Here is a 17,933-nt window from a genome sequence, read left to right as displayed (position 1 = left end):
CTCTACTATACCACTATAGGGATATCGATCATAAAATATTTACCAAATATTTCGCGGTATTTTCCGATTTATTCCACGTTAAAGGCTTATTCAGGAGGCGCAGAGAGTAAAATGCCGCCATGATTCGGCAAGAACCGCCATGCGACACCAGGAGAAAAGGATACAGAGCCAATAATCCAGAAATAACGAATCAAAAAACCCGGAATGGTTACCACGAACCTCAACCACGGGAAGGGTTCTCCGACAAAGCCTATATAGCATCAGGGTGAGTCTTGAGGCAGTGATTGCCCCCGTGACACCCGCTTCCGGCGACGCCTACATAGCACTTCTCGGACGCTCGACATGGGCGCTCGTCAACGCTTACCACGCAGTCCTGCGTGAAAAAGGACTGCGCCCCAAACGGGTCATTATCGTCACCGAAGAACCCTACGCGCAGGACGCATCGATCGCGGCCGAAGCAATTGGAGTCATCTCGGAGGGATACGGGTTCGGCCCCGCGATCGGAACAGATATCCTGCCCGAAGCGGACTTTGTGGGGGCAGGGCAGACGATCCGGTCGCTTGCCGGAGACCTCATCCGGCAAGGATTTGACGTGGCGATCGACATCACCTCAGGCAGGAAGGTCACGGTCGCCGGGGCGCTCATAGCGGTCTCGGTCGTGGGGCTCGATATCCGGCACATTTATTATCTCGCCATGAAGAGCACCGACGACGTTGCAAAGCCCTACATGATGATCCCGCACCAGATCCAGCAGATCCGGGACATCATGGAGGATGCGGGGGCACGCTCATGAACGATGCGGTCATCAGGGAGGGCGAACTGCAGGTTCTCATCAACAGCCTCGACGAGATCCGCGTCAGGTACCCGCTCTACGAGGGCGATATCCTGGTCGCACGTCCTGAAGGTGCCGGGTTTTCGCTCGAACTGCCCGCGTCCCGCGAGACCTTCCAGGACCGGGTCACCGAATACGAGCCGTTCTCCGCGGAACTTCCATCTTATGACGATCTCCAGGAGTGCATGTTTGCAAGCGGGGTCACCCGCTACGTGAACCAGGCTGCCTTCGAGTCGATGCTTGCATCCTATGGGCAGCTCAAGAAGGCCGTCTTCTTCGGCCTGGATACGAACCTCTTCTATCACGGGTTTGCAACGAACAATCCACAGGTCGATCACGCCTCGTACCTGATCGTCGATACCGTCCGCGACGAGATCGCGTATGCCATCAACCGCAAGTACCCGGCAAAGACGATCGGGGAGATGACGGCACTGGCGCCCGACTGCCGGGAATACATCGTGGAACTCGAGAACAAACGGATGAAGCGGTCACGCAAAGCGGCGTATCTCGCGCTGAAAGAGTACCGCACCGTCCGCGACCGGGCGACGGAGATCGCGGCGCCGGGCCAGCACACGCACCTCTCCGAGGAGAACGACTACAACATCGTCCGGGCGCTCCGGAAGTTCGAGGATGAGCGATACGCTCTCCCGGTTCTCCTGACCGCCGACATCTATATGGCTGATCTCTGCACGGCCGAGGGGCTCGAGTACTTCTACTTCGACCGCCCATATAGATTGGAGACAACAGCCTGCACGGCGTCGTCGTTCCGGCGGCTGCTCTTCAACCTTGCCGCAGTCTTCGGGTTCGTGGATTGCAACGGCACCACGATCTTCGGGGAATACGGCGGGAAGGGCAACAATCTTGAAGAACTGAAGGTTCGTTTCCGGGACGACGAGGCGCACCGTGCATTCATGAGGGAACTCAAGATATGCAGACACCTTACGGCACTCGGCATAACGCGGTAGAGGCAGTCCTCTGCGACATGGACAACACCCTCTTTGACTTTGTCGGAGCGAAGCGGGAGGCGTGCCGGTGCGTCGTCGACTACCTCGGAACCGGCGACCCGGAATCGCTCTTTAGGCAGTTTCTCCGGGGGATTCACGGGTTCGAGGATCATGAGAATATACGTGACTACATGAGCGATCTCGGGGTGTATGAGGAGAGGACGTTCGAGGTCTGCTGCGGCACCTACGAAGACGTGAAACTCAGCCAGGTCGAGGCGTACCCGGGCGTCGAGGAGACGCTCCGGCGCCTCCAGGACACCGGGATCTCTCTCGCGGTCGTGACCGACGCGGAATCGCCCCAGGCACGCCGGCGCCTTGAGAAGACCGGGCTCATCGATTACTTCGAGACCGTGGTGACTCCAGAGGTCTCGGGCAGGCGGAAACCGGAGCCCGACTCCCTCCTCTACGCCCTCCGGCGGCTCGATGCGGTTCCGGCACGGGCGATGATGGTGGGCGACAGCCTGGTTCGCGACATCGCTCCGGGGAAGCATCTCGGGATGGTGACCGCATTCGCCGCCTACGGCGACTGGCGCGAAGGCAGCGGGGCGGATGTAGAGGCCGATATCGTCCTGGCCGAGTTCGCCGAACTCGCGGGCCACGTGGGCATACCGGGCCGGTGATCAGCGGAGCGGCGAGGGTGATTGCGATCCCGGCACCGGGAGACGCGCGCCGTGGACGATGACCTGCTGATCGGTCTCCGCGACTTTCCCGAGGATGACTGTTTTCCCTGCGTTCGTCATTGCAAAGACCGGGATTGACGTCCCTGCCTGGAGGAGCGCGCTCTTTGCTGCCTCCTCCCGGACGTGCCGCGAGGCGCAGGCAGTGAGGAGATCGGTCGAGCGGGTCATCAGGGCGGCGTCCTCCCGCGAGATCCCGGTCGTGTGGACGGCGACAATCACAGCATCGGGGAACCGCTCCCGGATGGCCGCCGCCTCGGCGGCAACGGCGGTGGTCACGGCTATCCGGCGATGGCCATGTTCTGCCGCCAGGGCGACGCCGGCGACCTGGTCGATCGCGGCGGTTGCCGGATCGAGGACGACGCCCCCGTTCTCTTCGATCCGCTCGATCACCTCGGGGATCGGGCTCGTTTTCACAAGCCCCGACATCCGGCCTCCGATCCCCTGGATGAGGGCGGGGTTCGTCGCAACGAGCGTCCCCGCCCCGTCGGAGGCGATCACCGCAGCGTCGAGGTCTCCCCGGCGAACGGCGCTGCTCAGGAGTTCCGACGCTCCGAAGATGACGAAGTCCGGCCCGGCAAGGACCTCGCGCTCCGGCGTGCACATCCCGAACGACCTGATGCGCCCCTCGATGTTTCGTCTGATCGCCTCCGGCGTCATCTCCTCGACCGGGGAGGCGAACCGCCGTGCCAGCGGACAGTCCTCTATCTGCGGCGTCCCGACCTCGACCACCCGGCCGTTCCGGATCACGACCCGGCATCTGCCGGCGGCTTCTACGATATGCTCGTCACGGTCGCTCATGAAAGAGAGTAGGCCAGACACAGGAATAATGGTGCCTCCCCCCGACCCCGGGTAAACCCTTATCAGATAACGTTCCATGAAATTGTAGGCAAGCCATGATACGCTTACAGCAGCAAGGCGGGGTGAGAGGAGATGGGCAGGATCTGTAGTCCGTTCGTCGTGATCGAGTGCAGCCGGCAGTGCGGCTTCTCCCGGCTCTATAACGAGCCCACCGAGGAGCAGGAGAAGGAGATCTCCGATACGAAGACCTGTCCTGCCTGCGGCGCTCCCGTCCAGCGAAGGCTCTTTTAACGGTGGGAGCATGCCGGGGGAGCGCTACTGGGAGATCGACCTCGCCCGGGGCGTCGCCGTCGTGACGATGATCGTCTTCCACTCGGCCTTCGACCTCGACTTCTTCGGCGTCCTGCCGCTCGACGTCTCCGGCGGGGTCCTCCGGATGCTCGCCTACCTGACCGCATCGACGTTCATCTTCCTCGTCGGGGTCTCCTTCACCATAAGTTACGCCCGGGCCGCACAAAGGCTTGATAAGCGCGGTCTCACGCTCAAGTACGTCCGGCGCGGCCTCAAGATATTCAGCTACGGCCTCGTTATCACCGGCGTCACCTGGCTCTTTCTACCGAACGTCTTCATCATCTTCGGCATCCTGCACTTCATCGGGATCGCAATCCTGCTTGCGCCGTTCTTCGCCCGGTTCGACACGGAAAAACTCCTCATCACGAGCATCGCCTTCCTCATCGCGGGCTACGCGGCAAGCCTCATCTCCGGCCCGTGGCCGCTCCTCTGGCTCGGCATCCGGCCGGAATCCTTCGCGAGCCTCGATTACGTGCCGATCCTCCCCTGGTTCGGCCTCGTCCTGGTCGGGATGGCAGTCGGGCATCTCTTCTACCCAGACGGAAAACGGGCATTCCTGCTCCCGGTTGCGGAGCCGGCGTTTGCCCGGCCGCTCGAGTTCCTGGGCCGGCACTCGCTCTTCATCTACTTCCTGCACCAGCCGGTGATTCTGCTCCTGGTCGCGGTGCTGGCGCCGGGGGCGGTGACGGGGTTTTGGTGAGAGCCGTATGGATGGCACCTCAGCACACCGCAGAACGTCCCGCGGAGGATATCGATGTTTGCAGCCTTATGCCTCGAAGAGTCGCTTATCTCCACACGGGGAACAGGCCGCCGACAGAAGGAATTAATCGCTGGAGCGGCGATGATCTGGGAAGACAGGGCGTGGACAGACCAGCGAAAGGCCGGGATGTGGTCCGATCAGAGTAACGTGAGCCAGGAACATCCAGAACGAGGGATCCTGAACCGGGTGAACTTATGGCAGCAGTAACAGAGACAGCGTGGATTATATTCATCGTCAGCATAGTGGCGCTCCTGGCACTCGACCTCGGCGTCTTCAACCGCAGAGCGCATATCATAAAGCCGCGCGAGGCGCTCCTGCAGGTCGCCGTCTTCGTCACCGCCGCGGTGCTCTTCAATATCGGGATATATCTCTGGATGGGGCCCCAGTCCGGGTTGGAGTTCACTACCGGCTACATCATGGAACTGATGCTCTCCGTCGACAACCTCTTCGTCTTCGTCATCGTCTTCGCAGCATTCTGTGTACCTCGAAAGGATCAGCACAAGGTGCTGTTCTACGGCATTATCGGGGCTCTGGTCTTCCGTCTGGCGTTCATCATGGCAGGCGTGGCGCTGGTGGAGACATTCTCCTGGGTCCTCTATATCTTCGGCGCCTTCCTGATCTTCACCGGTATCAGGATGGTGACCGGAAAGGAAGAGAGACCGGTCGAACCGGACAAGAACATTCTGGTCCGTGGATTCCGGAGGATCATGCCGGTTACCGGGGACTACGAAGGCGACAGTTTCTTCGTCAGGAAGCCTGATGCGGCCGGCAGGATGGTGATCTGGGCCACCCCAATGCTCGTGGCCCTGCTGGTGGTGGAGACCACCGACATCGTATTTGCGGTGGATTCCATCCCCGCCATCCTCGGTATCACCACCAACTCGTTCATCGTCTTCAGTTCCAACGCGTTTGCCATCCTCGGCCTGAGATCGATGTACTTTGCGCTGGCGCACTTCATGGCCGCTTTCTGCTACCTGAAGTACGGCCTGGCCGGTATCCTCAGCTTTATCGGCATCAAGATGCTGGCCGCCGATCTCTACCACGTCCCGGTGGAGGTCTCGCTGGCCGTCATCATCTTGATCCTGGGGGTGGCCATCGCCACCTCCGCCATCAGGAACTGGCGCACAGGAACCTGCCCAGCGGTGGTAGAAGCGCAGACCGAGGCCTGTCCCGCGCTGACGAGTCTCCATGCGGACGACGCTCAGCCCCCCGCGGCAGAGGCAGCACGCTCTGGACGGGATCCCGGGGAGGGTAAGAGAGGCAGGTAAAAGAGCACCACCAGATGCTCTACTTCCCTCCCTTACCCCTCAAACAGCGGCACGTCCGTAAACGCCCCGACGTCGAAGACCCCGCGCTCCGTGACCCGGACCTCGGGGATGACCGTCAGCGCGAGGAACGAGAGGTACATGAAGGGATTCGCGATCGCGCCGAGCCGCCGGGCATGCTCCTCGAGGGCCGCAAGCCGCCGCACGACCTCGTCGTAGGGAAGGGCCGACATCAGCCCGGCGCACTCGAGCGGGAGCGCGGTTATATCGTCTCCGGAGACAACCGCGAGCCCCCCGCCGAGCCGGACCACCTCGGCGACGGCACGGACGATATCGGCATCGCCGGCCCCGACCGCGACGATGTTGTGGGAGTCGTGGGAGACCGACCCGGCAATCGCTCCTTCCTGCAGGTGAAAGCCGTGCACGAGCCCGACACCGGATCCGGTCGCCCGGTAGCGATCGATGACGACCGCTTTGAGGATGTCGCGGCCGAGGTCGGGGATCCCGGCGGCGTCGACCGGGTAGCGCATATCCCGGGTCGTGATCTGGCCGGGCACGATCTCGATCACCCGCGCCTCCCCCTGTCCGGTTATCCGGATATCGCCGGGCTCCGGCACGCGGACATGCATGGGAGACGCAGGGCAGGCAGGGGGCCGGTAGCCGGCGTCAATGACCTCGACACCGCGCTTGAACGTCCGGAGGGCGCGGAAGCGGTCGGGATCGTCGATGACGCAGAAGTCGGCAAGCCTTCCCGGTGCAAGGGCACCCCGGTCGTGGAGCCCAAACCTTCCGGCGGCGGAGAGCGTGGCCATACGGAGCGCCTGCTCGACCTCGAGGCCGCCTGCGACAGCTTTCCTGATACAGTCATCGATATGCCCCTCCCCGGCGAGCATGTCGGCGTGCCGGTCGTCGGTGGCAAAACAGCACCGCGGCGCCGTGCAGGCGTCGACGAGCGGGAGGAGATCGCAGAGGTTGTGCTCCGTCGAACCCTCCCGGATCATGATGTACATGCCCCGGAGGAGTTTCTCCCGCGCTTCAGAAAGCGCCGTGCACTCGTGATCGCTCTGTACGCCCGCATAGATGTAGGCGTTCAGGTCGTTACCCGAGAGGAACGGCGCATGGCCGTCGATGACCTCGAAGAGATCCAGCTTCGCCCGGAGATCCTCGTCGCCGAAGAGGACGCCGGGGACGTTCATCACCTCGGCGAGCCCGATGACCCCCTCACGTCCCCGGAACCGGGCGAGGTCCGCGGCCGTGAGCACGGCGCCGCCCGCGTCGAGAGGCGTCGCCGGAACACAGGAGGGGAGCATGACCAGGATATCGAGCGGCGTCCGGGCTCCTTCAGCAAGCATGTAGTCGATCCCCGGCGCCCCGCAGACATTTGCTATCTCGTGGGGGTCGGCGATCACCGTCGTCGTGCCGTGTGCGAGGACGAGCCGGGCGTACTCCGCCGGCGCAAGGAGCGAACTCTCGATGTGGACGTGAGCGTCGATCAGCCCGGGCACCACGTAGGTACCGGAAAGGTCGTACTCCCGCGTCCCCCGGTAATCCCCGAACCCGACGACGCGGCCGTCCTTCACCGCGAAGTCCGTGCGCCCCCAGGAGCACGCGAACGGATTGAAGACCTCCGCTCCAGAGAAGACGGCGTCCGCAGGTTCGAGTCCCCGCGCCGCCGCGAGTCCGGCCGGGGTCAGGCTGTTACCTCCAGGTCGCGGATGACGGATGCTCTCCGTTCATTGCCGACGAACACGGTCAAAAATACCTTGTATGAGCCGGGCTGCAGGTCTGCCTGGATCGTGTAATCGTTCTCTCCTGGTTCAAGGTCAATATACCGCGCTTCGGAGAAAGCCTCGTGCTGCTCGAGCGCGCTCACCTCCATGATCGTGATCTGGAGCACAGCGTTCTCGACGGGTTCCCCGGCGTTCTCCACATGGATCTGCAGGGCGTCGCCGCTGTAGGTCACCTCCCCAAACGACGTGGAGAGGCATCCGGCTGCCCCGGCGAGGGCGGCAAGGGCCAGTATCAGAAGGACTGTATAGTTTCTGGACATTCGCTCGGAGAACCGGGGATCCGCACGTCGTGCCGGCGCAAGCACGGCCGTATGGCCCCCCCCAGTTCTCCATATTCACCTCCAATCTATTCATTCAGAATTCTGGCTGCTATTATTAAAATATTGTGAAAAAAACGGAGATTGCAGATGTTTTGGATTTCAGGCCCGCTACAGGAGGACGCGATACGGGGTTCACCCGGGTTCATGGAGGGCGTGCAGGCGCATGCTCGGGTTGGTTCTCGGCAGTGACCGGGGAGAGAGCGCCGCACCGAACCGGACGGTGTGTCACCGGGAGAAACCTGTAGTAAAGGGATTATTCCGGGTAGAATCAGGGAAATACCCATGGTGTGACGATTCATCCTGGAGCAACATTTAATATACAATTATTATAATAATATGATTATAATGAGTATCGCCGACTGCAATTCCCGCCTGTACCGGATATTTTGGGAACTTCAGGAGAAGGGGTTGATTGACCGCAGAAGGAGGCTGGTAAGGTGCCCTTTCACCGTCTCTCTGCGGGGATGCCCGGCGCTCAACTGCATCCGCTACCGGCACTCATTCTACGAGAGAAACCTCTCGGGGGCAAGCGACGACACGCTCCGGTTCGTGCTGCTCCACGAAGAGGGACACGTAAGGAAGGGTTCACCTTTTCTCTCAGTCCTTCCGGCCCTCCCAATCCTCCTCTGCCTCGCCTTCCTCGGACACCCGTCCCTGCAGGCGGGAGGGTCTCCGGCTGCAAAGCCGGTCTTCATCGCCCTCCTTCTCCTGACCGCATTCTTCGCCTACCGGACGTACTACCACCGCATGTGTGACGAGGAGTTCATAGCCGACCGGTACGCCGCCGATGCGATGAGGTGCTGCTACCGGGTCCGGGATCCCGGAGCCCTCCTCCAGAACCTCCTCTCCACCCTGCTGGCAGGGGCGTCGCTCCCCCACCGTAAAGGCGTGATCCCCGGAATATTCCATTCCAAGCCCGACTACCGGCCGTCGATCTCCGAGCGTGTGCAGAGAGTCCGGGCTGCAATTGATTCCAGTGACAGAAAACCCGTTGTACGCCGCACGGGCAGCAACCCCTCCACTGAAACCGGCTATCCTGTCATGCGCTGAAGCTCGCGGCAGTGATCGACCGATACGGCTCTCTTCTCCGGCCCCGGGATCCCGAGAGGATTCTGGCAACAAAATCTCCGCTTTCGGTCCTAAGGCGAAAGAATATTTCGAAAAACCGCCAGACGACCATAATACATATAGCAGCATAAAAGTAGGTTTAATAATACTTATTTCAAATAGAGGTATTGAGGGGTGCTGGATATCTCGGTTATAGCGTTCGCACACCACAAAGGTGGCACAGGAAAGACGACATCATGTCTCAACGTTGCTGGGTACCTCCAGAAAGAGGGAAAGAGCGTTCTGATCGTAGACTGCGACCCGCAGGCCAATGCCACCACGGGGCTCGGGGTCGACCCCGAAACCCTTGAACTGAGCCTGTATGACGTCTTCATGAGCGTCTTTGAAGGGTTTCCCTACGCCGGGATCACCGATGTGATCGTCTCCACGGCCTCAGGGATCGATCTCGCTCCGGCGACTCTGGACCTTGTAGGGGTTGAACCCTATCTCTACGGTATCGAGGACAGAGCAGGGCTGCTCAAGGGTGCGCTCGCACAGGTGAGGGACACCTATGACTTCATCCTGATCGACACGCCTCCGAGCATGGGCCAGTTCGTCATCAACGGCCTCGTCGCAGCGGATCACACCGTCGTCACCCTTGATTCCGGCACCTTCGCCCTGAAAGGCATGGAAGCCCTGTCAACAGTCTTTGGCGACATCAGGGAGATGCTCGGGGAGGACGTCGCCACAGATTTCGCCATTCTGACCCGCTGGAGGGGTTCGGGCAACCCGGCGGCCGGAACGGGCGGCATTGCACTCTTTCTGAAACGGATCCTCTCACCCGTCTCCTCCGCAGAAGAGGAGAAGGAGAGAGAACGGCTGAAGGCGTTTGAGTCCGAGGTGAGAAAAGCGTTCAAGCAGGTGTTCACGGTCCCATATTCCCCTGCAATCTACGAAACACAGCAACAAGGACTTCCAATCTCCCACTATGCACCCGAGAGCGATGCCGGCAGAACATACCGGGCAATAGCAACTGCCCTTCTGGAACGAGACGAGAAACAGGATGTGTAATCGATGATCGATAAACCTGGAAGAAAAGCACTATTTACCGGGCCGATTGTGCCGGGTAAGGCGGGACAGGCACAGGAGCAGGGGGCGATGGTACTGCCCGAGGCGATCGAGGCCGCACTCCATGCAGGAATCGACGGCGACGACTCCGCGAAGATCGACCTTGCCGGGGTTCCAGAGGGGTTCCGGCCCCTGGCCGTCTCCATCAATGCGCTGCTTGAGAAGAAGCAGGAAGAGAAGCAACGCCTCAAGCACCGGTTGGACGAAGCCAAAATGCTCCTGAAGGGAGCCGACACGATCATCCAGCAGAACCCGATACCCATGCTGGTCGTCAAGCCGGACTTCAAGATAACCATGGCAAACACCGCCTACGCCGAGATGAGCGGGATCCCGATGGATCAGGTGCTCGGCAGGAGCCTGAGAGACTTCAAGATAACGTCGCAGAAGGGTTCCGGCCTCAGACAGGTGCTCCAGGAGAAGAAGCGCGTGTATGCCGAGGTCGTCGTCGAACTGCCTTCGGGCACCCATATCCTCGAACAGTACGGCATCCCGCTGCTTGACAATGAGGGTGCAGTCGAGAGCATCCTCATTGTCTATAACGATCTCACCAGGCAGCGGGAGGGAGAGGAAGAGATCCGAACCCAGATGGAGAATATCGCCGAACTGCAACGGCAGTCCGATACGATTATCCAGCAGAACCCGATGCCCATGCTGGTCGTCGATACCGAGATGAAGATCGTCACGGCCAACGAGGCATACCTCACGTTGACCGGCATCGATAGGTCGCGTATCACCACAATGACCCTGCGGGACTTCAGGGTTCACAACCAGAAAGGAGACGGGATCAAGAAGGTGCTCACCGAGAAGATGCGGGTTTCCGGCGAAGTGACGGTCGAGTTCCCCTCCGGCACCTACATCCTGGAACAGCATGGAATCCCGCTCTTGAACGAGAAGAACGAGTTGACAGGGATCCTGAACGTCTATAACGACGTCACTGAAAAACGGAAAGAGGAAGAGCAGATCCGGGACCTGATGGAGACCGCGAAACAGGAAGGCGAGAGACTCACCGAGAGCGCCGAAGAACTCGGAGCCGCACTTGCCGCCATGGCGAAGGGCGACCTGACGGCGTTCGTTGACGCAAAAGACAGTGACCCGCTCCAGAAGGTGAAGAGCGACTACAACGTCTCGCTGACCGCCATCCGTGCGCTCCTCGCGGACGTGGCGAAAGCGACCCACCAGGTGGATATGACGACGAAGGAGGTCAGCAAGAGTACCGACGAGATCATCCGGGCCACGGAGCAGGTCGCCGTCTCGACGCAACAGTCATCCGAGGACGCACGGCGCCAGCTCGAGAAGATCGAGGAGATCGGGACGGATGTCAACGACCTCTCGGCATCCATCGAGGAGATCGCAAGCACATCGCAGGAGGTCATGGAGCAGGCCTCGAAGGCGTCGCAGGAAGGGAACGATGCGGCAACACTGGGTGAAGTCGCGGCGAAGAAGATGCAGGTCGTCGAGGATATCTCTAAACAGACCGTCGACGAGATCAGCACGCTCAACAACCAGATGCGCGAGATCAACAACATCGTCAAGCTGATCGCCGATATCGCGAACCAGACCAACCTGCTGGCGCTGAACGCCGCGATCGAGGCCGCCCGTGCCGGGGAGCACGGTCGCGGGTTCGCCGTGGTCGCCGGCGAGATCAGGAACCTTGCCGGCGAGTCCAAGCGGGCGAGCCAGGACATCGAGGACCTGATCCGGACGATCCAGGCAAGCACCGAGAAGACCACCGACTCGATGCAGGCATCCCACCAGGAGATCCAGGCGGGCATCGAGAGCGTCAACAAGGTCATCGTGGGCTTGAACCGGATCGTCAAGGGCGTGGAGGTGGTCACCCACGGCATCACCGAGATAACGAAGGCCACGGAGGACCAGGCGGGCTCCACCAACAACGTCATGCAGAAGATGGACGAGTCCACCCACATGACCAAGGAGAGCCTGGACCGCACCGAGGATATGGCGGCACTCGCGGAAGAGGTCAGCGCATCGACCGAGGAGGTCGGGAGCGCATCTCACGAACTGGCGGGTATGGCCGAACAGCTCCAGGCGGTCATGCAGCAGTTCAAGATCGACTGAAGGGAGGAGACGATGGCAGCATCCGTAGACGTGGTAGAGTTCCAACTCGGGGAGGAGCACTATGCACTGGATATCCAGATAGCACGGGAGATCGTGGAGATGATGCCGATCACTCCTCTTCCCCGCGCTCCCGAATACCTTGCAGGCGTCATCAACCTGCGGGGCGAGATCACGAACATCATCGACCTCAGAGACCTCCTCGGTCTCCCTGCATCGGAGGAGGGCGAGAACAGAAAGATCGTCGTGCTGATGCCGGACGTGGCAAGCGGGTCGAACGTCGGGATTATCGTCGATGACGTTCACAGCGTCATTTCAGTTCATAACGATCAGATCGAACACATCAGCGACGACATCACATCATCCATCAGCGGTTACGTCAAAGCGATCATCAAGATCGGGGACGAGAAGACAAAAAGCCTCATCATCTGGCTCGACATCCAGAAAGTAATCAGCGATCTCGGATATTATCAGAACACCCAGTAAACCAACACCAGCAAGAGTAAACTACCTCATGGATGCATTCATATCGCTCCAGAAGAGCATCGAGAGACTGGCCCGGATCAAGTGCTCAAACTACAAGCAGGACTACATCAAACGTCGCATCCTCTCCCGGATGCGCCTGACGAACACCGAAGATTTCGAGGCGTATCATAAGTATCTCCTCGGAAATCCACAGGAACTCGACCTGCTCCGCAAAGCTCTCACCATCAACGTCACCAAATTTTTCCGGGACCCGGAAGTCTTCGAAGTGATACGGCGTGAGATACTGCCGGATCTCGCCCGTCGCAAAAGATCGATCAGGATCTGGTGTGCCGGCTGCGCCACGGGCGAAGAACCCTACTCGATTGCCATCATCGCACGCGAACTGATGGTACTCCATAAAGATGTCAGCATAGCGGTATACGCGACCGATATCGACGCCGTGGTGCTACAGAAAGCCATGGCCGGGATCTACGATCGAAAAGCGCTCGAGAATATGGACGAAAAGAGGCTTCGCAAGCATTTCATCAGCCACGACGACGGCACGTTCGAGGTCCGCCCCCATATCAAGGAACTCGTAAAGTTCCGGCAGCACGACCTTATGTCCGGCATTCCCGTTGCCCGGTACCTCGACGCCATCACCTGCCGCAACGTCACCATCTACTTTACCGAGAAGCAGAAGAACGATCTCACGCACCTATTTTACTCTGCACTTGCCGTCGACGGCTACTATGTCATGGGCAAGACCGAGTACCTGGCAAGAGAGGTGGAGCATCTCTTTACGCCGTACAACGCCACGCAGAAGATTCTGCGGAAGGCCACGTAGCGCGCCAGTACCGATTGAATGTCACCAGCGGTGGCCGGAAGAGTCCGTGTCCGCCCGGGTGTCGTCGAACTTCGACATCCGGCGTATGAAGGCCTTCCGGGCCTGGTAGCGCTTCAACTCGGAGAAGAGCATGTAGAAGTTTATGCCGACAACAATGATGATCAGCGTGAGGCTGATCCAGAGCCGGCTGTCGTTCCGGGTTGTGATGACGGTCGCCACAAGGAGCACCACGAACGAGATCAGATAAAACATCACCCATGTGCGCACCTCAGTGATATCCATGCTCTCACAGGACCGTGGTCACGGCTTCATATTAAGGATTCCGTTTTAGAATCTCATTCGAGCGGGGAAACACAAAGAAATAGAGTTATTAAGGAACCCCGAACGCAATCTTCGACTATCTGCGGGCGGGAACACAAAGTCAAACCCGAAGGTCTTTTTACCCTGTACACCCTTTTAAAATTGTGGATAAAGGCGACGTCCTCAGCATTCTTGCCGCCCTGATCGTTGTCTCCGTGATAGCACTGGTGCTTCGTCCGCCCGTAGCGGAAACGGTGCCGGAGGTTCCCAGGACCCCTACCCCGACACCTTTCGTCACCGTTCCCCCCAAACAGACCCCGGCCGCGCCGCTCGAACCCGTCAGGTTATCCTACACGACCGCGGTCTGGGACTACCCCTGCTGCCATCTCCCCGGCAACCTCATGCTCTACGGAGGTTCCGATCCCCCGTGGAAGGGCACCCAGGAGGTCATCCCGTTCGCTTACGTCGAAGAGGGGCGAGGCGGCATTACCGAGGTCTTCCAGGTGCCGTATGCGGTATGGAGACTGAACTGCAGTGTCACCTCGACGATAAGGCCCCAGGCGGCACATTTCAGGATGGCACTCGTGGATCTCGATAGCGGAACCATCATCGAGGGAGCCGAACTGCACTACCCCGGCAGCATCATCAAAAACGTCGAGAGGGGAGGAAAGGACTTTTACCTCATCGTCAGTGTTGATGAAGTGGATTCGTACCGCATCACTTTAGAGACGTCCCCCAAATACTTCTCTACTCCTCTCGGATGAAGCCGGGAGCATGCCCGGCGATGCGGTTATGGCTTTGGAACCTTCAGATCTTTTCGACGGTCACCCTGACCCGGTCTCCGGCCCGCACGCCGTGCCCCTTGGGCACATCAATGTTGAACCAGAGCACCTCCGGGTTTTCGTGGTTCTTGTCCTGGGACATGAGACAGTCTTTGTGTTCGTTGATGTTAGCCACAAACTCAACGGGTGCTTCAAACTCAATGATCTTCATGCCGTAAAATAGAGCGTCCCAGGATAAAATTATGATGCACGGGAGGTGACCCGCCACGTCGTACTGTTTGAGTAACTCCAGCGCCTGATATCCAGCTCATCGCAGATCTCGGAGAGGATAGCAAGGTTAATGCCGACCTCTTTTGCGGAAAGGCCAAGATCGGTTGCGATATACTTGGATTTAAAGTAAGATTTGCCAGCTCGTATCCCGGTCTTGAGGTGATACAGGATCTTCCGCTGGGTATCGCTATATTTCTCTCTGATACGGTCTTTTGTCGACATCGACTGATTCCCTCGTAAGCAAGTGCACTTTGTCCAGATCAATATTTAAACCTGCCCATTTGTGATCGTAGAATCTCACGAGGGATATACAAATCATTGTATATAATTGAACATCGTCGTGCCGATCGGTGGGGCAGGGAGCATCATGTGCAACCCCGATGACGCAGCACCATTTCCGTGAGCGCGGATACCGGGGAAGGGAGGGGCGCTTCCGACGCCCCCGCCCCCGGGTCTCTTACGGCACCGTGCGGGGGGCACCCGGCATACCACCGTCACCTCCGGTTCCGCCCAAACGCGACAACGAGCCCAGCGACTAGCACGGCCAGGATGGCGCCGGCGAGCGAGGTGGGAGCAACCTGTGTCGTGCTCCCGTTGACCTGTGCAGCCTGGATCGGCGTGAACGTCGGCAACTCAGCCGTGGAGGTATCCACCGGCGTCGTCTCCGGCGTCGTCTCGTCCGGTTCGACTACGACGGGAGGGGCGGTCTCGTTGGTCGTATTTTTGCTCGTCTCAGCCAGGGTTTCCTCGGCGGTTTCGTTCTCTACCGCCCCGGTCAGGGTTTCTTCAGGGGTCTCGTTCTCCATCACCCCAACCAGAGTCTCTTCGGGAGTCTCATCCAGAGTTGTTTCCGGAGTCTCGTCGTCAAGGGTCTCTTCGGGAGTCTCATCCAGAGTTGTTTCCGGAGCCTCGTCGTCAAGGGTCTCTTCGGGAGTCTCGTCCGGGGTCTCCTCCGTCAGGGTCTCCTCGGGGGTCTCGCCGGGTGTCGGAGGGAGCGTCCAGGTCAGGGGTTCCGTGGGTGTCGTGTCCTGGGCCGCTGCGGGGAACACAACACCCGCCACTGCCACAAGCAGCACGACCAGGAGTGCTCTCCACACCCATAGGTTTCCGGTCATGAGAACCCCCGTGGGGAATAGACCTATTTTTATATTTCGGTTACCGTCAAAATCGCATCGGCGATTAATAACCCGGTGCGCCCCACAGCATAGCGATAGTATGCGCCGCTCCATAACGGTGATAACCTGGAAAAACATGAAGTGGCGGTGCAGCAACAGCGCCCGAAGGCCCTGTACGCGGGCGACCCCGACGGGGCTCCAGAAGAGATCGAACAAGCCCCCGACAGCAAGCCCGGTCACAATATCACGGGAAAGAGGTAGCAATCAGATTGGCGCTTCACCAATCTTCTTGATCAGGCTGTCGATGACCACGTCGCGCATCCCTTCCACGAACTTGATGCTCCCGACGACGAGGTGGCCACCGCCGTTCACGCCGCCGCCGACGATCTCGGTATGCAGTTCGCGCACCATCTGCGGGATGTTCATCATGACGCCCCGGGAACGCAGGACGGCAAAGTCCGGCCCGAACCCGATCGTGACGACCGGTTCTCCCGGGTGCTGCCGGACCAGACGGTCGTGCACCTCCCCGGAGGTCTTACCCGGCGGCGGGAACGTGAACCGGTGAGCGAAGAGTTCCACGTCGAGCATGAAGAGGTGAGCACCATTCGGGAGCATCCGGCTCTCGACATGGGGCATATTGGTCTCGAGCTGCTCCTCGATCGCCCGGTTCGCCTCTTCGACCAGCAGGTGAACGAACCGTTCATGGCGTTCGGGCTCGCCGGAGAGGTTCAGGATGTCCTTGACGATCTCTCTTCCGTCGCTGAACCGGAGCCAGAACTGCTCGTAGTCGAGTGCGAGCGCGATGTCGCGGCAGTCGTCCTCCGAGTACTCGGGCGCGGCAATCGCAAGGTAGCGGGCACGCTCCGGCGCTTCACTCCGGTCGCCGATTCCCGCGATTGCAGGCAGGTGCCGGATCCGATCCTCGACCGAGGGGTTGACCATGCGGGCGACCTCGGTGCCGAGCATTCCGGCCGTGATCCCGTAATCGCCGCCCACGTGATAGGGGTTGACATGCCCGATCAGGTAATCGTCCACGATCTCGTCGGGGTGGTGGTGATCGACGACCATCACCGGGAGATCGAAGATCCGGGTCACCTTCAGCGACGGCATATCCTCCTCGGTCGATCCGTTGTCCATCAGGAGGATCATCGGCATCTTCTGCCCGTAGCGGGCGTTGTCCTTGAGGGCGAAGTCGAGATCCCGCGTGATGTCCTCGATCTCGTAGAACGGGGCCTTGGACGGTGAACGCTTGAAGAGGAAGTACTCCGCGTCGAAGTCCCCGCCGCTCTCGTGAATCAGCGCGGTCACCGCCTGCTCGACGGCAACGGCGGCGCATATGCCGTCCGCATCCGCATGGTGCCTGAGGATGATCGGCCGCGCGGTCAGGACGGCTTTGCGGATCTCCTTTGCCACTTTCCGCATCTGCGGCCGGAGGGCCTCGAGAACCTCGCTCTCCACCAGGAACGGGAGGTCGACCGGCTCCGCACGCTCATCAAGCGCCGTGTCGATCCGCCCCCGGACCCGTGCCGCATCCTCCGGCTCCATGACCGTCATGGACGAGGCCTCGATCTGGAGCTGGTTGTTGCGCTGCATCACCTCGCCCGTGAGGGCGACGATATCTCCGAGTTCCACCTCGGGATACGCGCGGACGCCCGCCTCGACGAACGCTGCGGCGTTCGCAGTGCCTGATTCGTCCACGACCGTGAAGATCGTCGGCCCCGACGTCTGCTTGATCTGGGCGACCTCGCCCTCGATCAGCACCGTCCTGCCGATCTTCTTCCCGATGTCGGCAATCAGCACAGTCGTCGTCTTCCTGGTCACGTTCTCCGTCTGGTAGACGGTCGGCGTGACCTCCTCGAGATCGATGTTCCCGTTGCTCCGGATCTGGAGGACGTGAACGATGATCGGGTCGCGCTCGGAGTGCTGCACCTTCACGTTGCTCTTGTGGACAAGCCCTTTGACCCGGTCGTTTAACTGGACAAAAACGCCGAACGGCGCAAATCCCTGCACCCGCCCGAGGTACGTTTTTCCTTCCTCCACCTCGTCGAGACTGCAGTTCGCACTGAGGCGGTAAACAATTGTATCTTCTGTATCTCCCATAGTAGTTCT

The 17,933-nt window shown here is 60.1% G+C and carries 20 protein-coding genes; 12 read left to right on the top strand and 8 right to left on the bottom strand.

Going from position 1 to position 17,933, the window contains the following annotated elements:
- The first annotated feature begins 265 nt into the window (after nucleotides 1-265).
- From FGW20_RS07210 to FGW20_RS07200, 3 genes are read left to right on the top strand one after another with little or no spacing between them, the layout of a single operon-like run.
- Nucleotides 266-793 carry a hypothetical protein gene (locus FGW20_RS07210; RefSeq protein ID WP_301677414.1) on the top strand — a complete coding sequence of 176 codons (528 nt, stop codon included), beginning with the start codon at nucleotides 266-268 and terminating at the stop codon, nucleotides 791-793.
- Nucleotides 790-1,797 carry a PIN domain-containing protein gene (locus FGW20_RS07205; protein WP_301677413.1) on the top strand — a complete coding sequence of 336 codons (1,008 nt, stop codon included), beginning with the start codon at nucleotides 790-792 and terminating at the stop codon, nucleotides 1,795-1,797. The genes FGW20_RS07210 and FGW20_RS07205 overlap by 4 nt, the downstream gene beginning before the upstream one ends.
- The gene (locus FGW20_RS07200; protein WP_301677412.1) at nucleotides 1,761-2,456 is read left to right on the top strand and encodes an HAD family hydrolase; all 696 of its coding nucleotides are present in this window, start codon (nucleotides 1,761-1,763) and stop codon (nucleotides 2,454-2,456) included. The genes FGW20_RS07205 and FGW20_RS07200 overlap by 37 nt, the downstream gene beginning before the upstream one ends.
- Here FGW20_RS07200 and FGW20_RS07195 read toward each other — a convergent pair whose 3' ends face one another.
- Nucleotides 2,457-3,314 carry a methanogenesis marker 8 protein gene (locus FGW20_RS07195; RefSeq protein ID WP_301677411.1) on the bottom strand — a complete coding sequence of 286 codons (858 nt, stop codon included), beginning with the start codon at nucleotides 3,312-3,314 and terminating at the stop codon, nucleotides 2,457-2,459.
- Nucleotides 3,315-3,446: 132 nt separating this feature from the next.
- Between FGW20_RS07195 and FGW20_RS07190 the strand changes: the two genes are divergently transcribed.
- The 3 genes from FGW20_RS07190 (at nucleotide 3,447) to FGW20_RS07180 (ending at nucleotide 5,693) form a co-directional block, all read left to right on the top strand.
- Nucleotides 3,447-3,605 (top strand): hypothetical protein, encoded by a 159-nt coding sequence (locus FGW20_RS07190; protein ID WP_301677410.1) that lies wholly within the window; start codon nucleotides 3,447-3,449, stop codon nucleotides 3,603-3,605.
- A gap of 10 nt (nucleotides 3,606-3,615) precedes the next feature.
- Complete coding sequence (locus FGW20_RS07185; protein ID WP_301677409.1) at nucleotides 3,616-4,365, top strand: heparan-alpha-glucosaminide N-acetyltransferase; 750 nt, start codon at nucleotides 3,616-3,618, stop codon at nucleotides 4,363-4,365.
- A gap of 254 nt (nucleotides 4,366-4,619) precedes the next feature.
- On the top strand, nucleotides 4,620-5,693 hold the full coding sequence (locus tag FGW20_RS07180) for a TerC family protein (protein ID WP_301677408.1): 1,074 nt from the start codon (nucleotides 4,620-4,622) through the stop codon (nucleotides 5,691-5,693).
- Between the two features lie 32 nt (nucleotides 5,694-5,725).
- On the opposite strand, the gene ade is transcribed toward FGW20_RS07180, so the two are convergent.
- Both ade and FGW20_RS07170 read right to left on the bottom strand, forming a co-directional pair.
- Complete coding sequence (ade, locus tag FGW20_RS07175; RefSeq protein ID WP_301677492.1) at nucleotides 5,726-7,384, bottom strand: adenine deaminase; 1,659 nt, start codon at nucleotides 7,382-7,384, stop codon at nucleotides 5,726-5,728.
- Nucleotides 7,381-7,740: a hypothetical protein gene (locus FGW20_RS07170; protein WP_301677407.1), complete on the bottom strand. Its 360-nt coding sequence runs from the start codon at nucleotides 7,738-7,740 to the stop codon at nucleotides 7,381-7,383. The genes ade and FGW20_RS07170 overlap by 4 nt, the downstream gene beginning before the upstream one ends.
- Nucleotides 7,741-8,145: 405 nt before the next feature.
- On the opposite strand from FGW20_RS07170, the gene FGW20_RS07165 reads away from it, so the two are divergent.
- From FGW20_RS07165 to FGW20_RS07145, 5 genes are all read left to right on the top strand, one after another.
- Nucleotides 8,146-8,850: a M48 family metalloprotease gene (locus tag FGW20_RS07165; RefSeq protein WP_301677406.1), complete on the top strand. Its 705-nt coding sequence runs from the start codon at nucleotides 8,146-8,148 to the stop codon at nucleotides 8,848-8,850.
- Between the two features lie 192 nt (nucleotides 8,851-9,042).
- Entirely contained in the window at nucleotides 9,043-9,918 is an 876-nt protein-coding gene (locus tag FGW20_RS07160) for a ParA family protein (RefSeq protein WP_301677405.1), read from the top strand.
- A gap of 3 nt (nucleotides 9,919-9,921) precedes the next feature.
- Complete coding sequence (locus tag FGW20_RS07155) at nucleotides 9,922-12,051, top strand: methyl-accepting chemotaxis protein (protein ID WP_301677404.1); 2,130 nt, start codon at nucleotides 9,922-9,924, stop codon at nucleotides 12,049-12,051.
- A 12-nt stretch (nucleotides 12,052-12,063) separates the two neighbouring features.
- Nucleotides 12,064-12,534, top strand: coding sequence for a chemotaxis protein CheW (locus FGW20_RS07150; RefSeq protein ID WP_301677403.1), 471 nt, complete (start codon nucleotides 12,064-12,066; stop codon nucleotides 12,532-12,534).
- Nucleotides 12,535-12,562: 28 nt separating this feature from the next.
- A complete protein-coding gene (locus FGW20_RS07145; RefSeq protein ID WP_301677402.1) occupies nucleotides 12,563-13,357 on the top strand; it encodes a CheR family methyltransferase in 795 nt (264 codons plus the stop codon).
- 21 nt (nucleotides 13,358-13,378) lie between these two features.
- Here FGW20_RS07145 and FGW20_RS07140 read toward each other — a convergent pair whose 3' ends face one another.
- Complete coding sequence (locus FGW20_RS07140) at nucleotides 13,379-13,609, bottom strand: hypothetical protein (protein WP_301677401.1); 231 nt, start codon at nucleotides 13,607-13,609, stop codon at nucleotides 13,379-13,381.
- 212 nt (nucleotides 13,610-13,821) lie between these two features.
- Between FGW20_RS07140 and FGW20_RS07135 the strand changes: the two genes are divergently transcribed.
- Nucleotides 13,822-14,421: a hypothetical protein gene (locus FGW20_RS07135; protein WP_301677400.1), complete on the top strand. Its 600-nt coding sequence runs from the start codon at nucleotides 13,822-13,824 to the stop codon at nucleotides 14,419-14,421.
- A gap of 43 nt (nucleotides 14,422-14,464) precedes the next feature.
- On the opposite strand, the gene FGW20_RS07130 is transcribed toward FGW20_RS07135, so the two are convergent.
- From FGW20_RS07130 to FGW20_RS07115, 4 genes are all read right to left on the bottom strand, one after another.
- The gene (locus FGW20_RS07130) at nucleotides 14,465-14,650 is read right to left on the bottom strand and encodes a hypothetical protein (protein ID WP_209727331.1); all 186 of its coding nucleotides are present in this window, start codon (nucleotides 14,648-14,650) and stop codon (nucleotides 14,465-14,467) included.
- Between the two features lie 29 nt (nucleotides 14,651-14,679).
- Complete coding sequence (locus tag FGW20_RS07125) at nucleotides 14,680-14,931, bottom strand: DUF7123 family protein (protein WP_301677399.1); 252 nt, start codon at nucleotides 14,929-14,931, stop codon at nucleotides 14,680-14,682.
- 272 nt (nucleotides 14,932-15,203) lie between these two features.
- On the bottom strand, nucleotides 15,204-15,824 hold the full coding sequence (locus FGW20_RS07120) for a hypothetical protein (protein WP_301677398.1): 621 nt from the start codon (nucleotides 15,822-15,824) through the stop codon (nucleotides 15,204-15,206).
- Between the two features lie 264 nt (nucleotides 15,825-16,088).
- The gene (locus FGW20_RS07115; protein WP_301677397.1) at nucleotides 16,089-17,924 is read right to left on the bottom strand and encodes a DHH family phosphoesterase; all 1,836 of its coding nucleotides are present in this window, start codon (nucleotides 17,922-17,924) and stop codon (nucleotides 16,089-16,091) included.
- Nucleotides 17,925-17,933: the final 9 nt, after the last annotated feature.

Origin of the sequence: Methanoculleus methanifontis (genome assembly GCF_030464365.1) — an archaeon.
GTDB classification, from domain to species: Archaea; Halobacteriota; Methanomicrobia; order Methanomicrobiales; family Methanoculleaceae; genus Methanoculleus; species Methanoculleus methanifontis.
This window is presented reverse-complemented; position numbering and strand designations above follow the sequence as displayed.

Bases quoted from the DNA above. Each gene is read 5' to 3' on its own strand.
- FGW20_RS07185 (WP_301677409.1), top strand. From the start codon at position 3,616: ATGCCGGGGGAGCGCTACTGGGAGATCGACCTCGCCCGGGGCGTCGCC.
- FGW20_RS07130 (WP_209727331.1), bottom strand. From the start codon at position 14,650: ATGAAGATCATTGAGTTTGAAGCACCCGTTGAGTTTGTGGCTAACATC.
- FGW20_RS07195 (WP_301677411.1), bottom strand. From the start codon at position 3,314: ATGAGCGACCGTGACGAGCATATCGTAGAAGCCGCCGGCAGATGCCGG.
- FGW20_RS07115 (WP_301677397.1), bottom strand. From the start codon at position 17,924: ATGGGAGATACAGAAGATACAATTGTTTACCGCCTCAGTGCGAACTGC.
- FGW20_RS07180 (WP_301677408.1), top strand. From the start codon at position 4,620: ATGGCAGCAGTAACAGAGACAGCGTGGATTATATTCATCGTCAGCATA.
- FGW20_RS07190 (WP_301677410.1), top strand. From the start codon at position 3,447: ATGGGCAGGATCTGTAGTCCGTTCGTCGTGATCGAGTGCAGCCGGCAG.
- FGW20_RS07125 (WP_301677399.1), bottom strand. From the start codon at position 14,931: ATGTCGACAAAAGACCGTATCAGAGAGAAATATAGCGATACCCAGCGG.
- FGW20_RS07200 (WP_301677412.1), top strand. From the start codon at position 1,761: ATGCAGACACCTTACGGCACTCGGCATAACGCGGTAGAGGCAGTCCTC.
- FGW20_RS07150 (WP_301677403.1), top strand. From the start codon at position 12,064: ATGGCAGCATCCGTAGACGTGGTAGAGTTCCAACTCGGGGAGGAGCAC.
- FGW20_RS07170 (WP_301677407.1), bottom strand. From the start codon at position 7,740: ATGTCCAGAAACTATACAGTCCTTCTGATACTGGCCCTTGCCGCCCTC.
- FGW20_RS07140 (WP_301677401.1), bottom strand. From the start codon at position 13,609: ATGTTTTATCTGATCTCGTTCGTGGTGCTCCTTGTGGCGACCGTCATC.
- FGW20_RS07120 (WP_301677398.1), bottom strand. From the start codon at position 15,824: ATGACCGGAAACCTATGGGTGTGGAGAGCACTCCTGGTCGTGCTGCTT.
- FGW20_RS07205 (WP_301677413.1), top strand. From the start codon at position 790: ATGAACGATGCGGTCATCAGGGAGGGCGAACTGCAGGTTCTCATCAAC.
- FGW20_RS07155 (WP_301677404.1), top strand. From the start codon at position 9,922: ATGATCGATAAACCTGGAAGAAAAGCACTATTTACCGGGCCGATTGTG.
- FGW20_RS07145 (WP_301677402.1), top strand. From the start codon at position 12,563: ATGGATGCATTCATATCGCTCCAGAAGAGCATCGAGAGACTGGCCCGG.
- FGW20_RS07165 (WP_301677406.1), top strand. From the start codon at position 8,146: ATGAGTATCGCCGACTGCAATTCCCGCCTGTACCGGATATTTTGGGAA.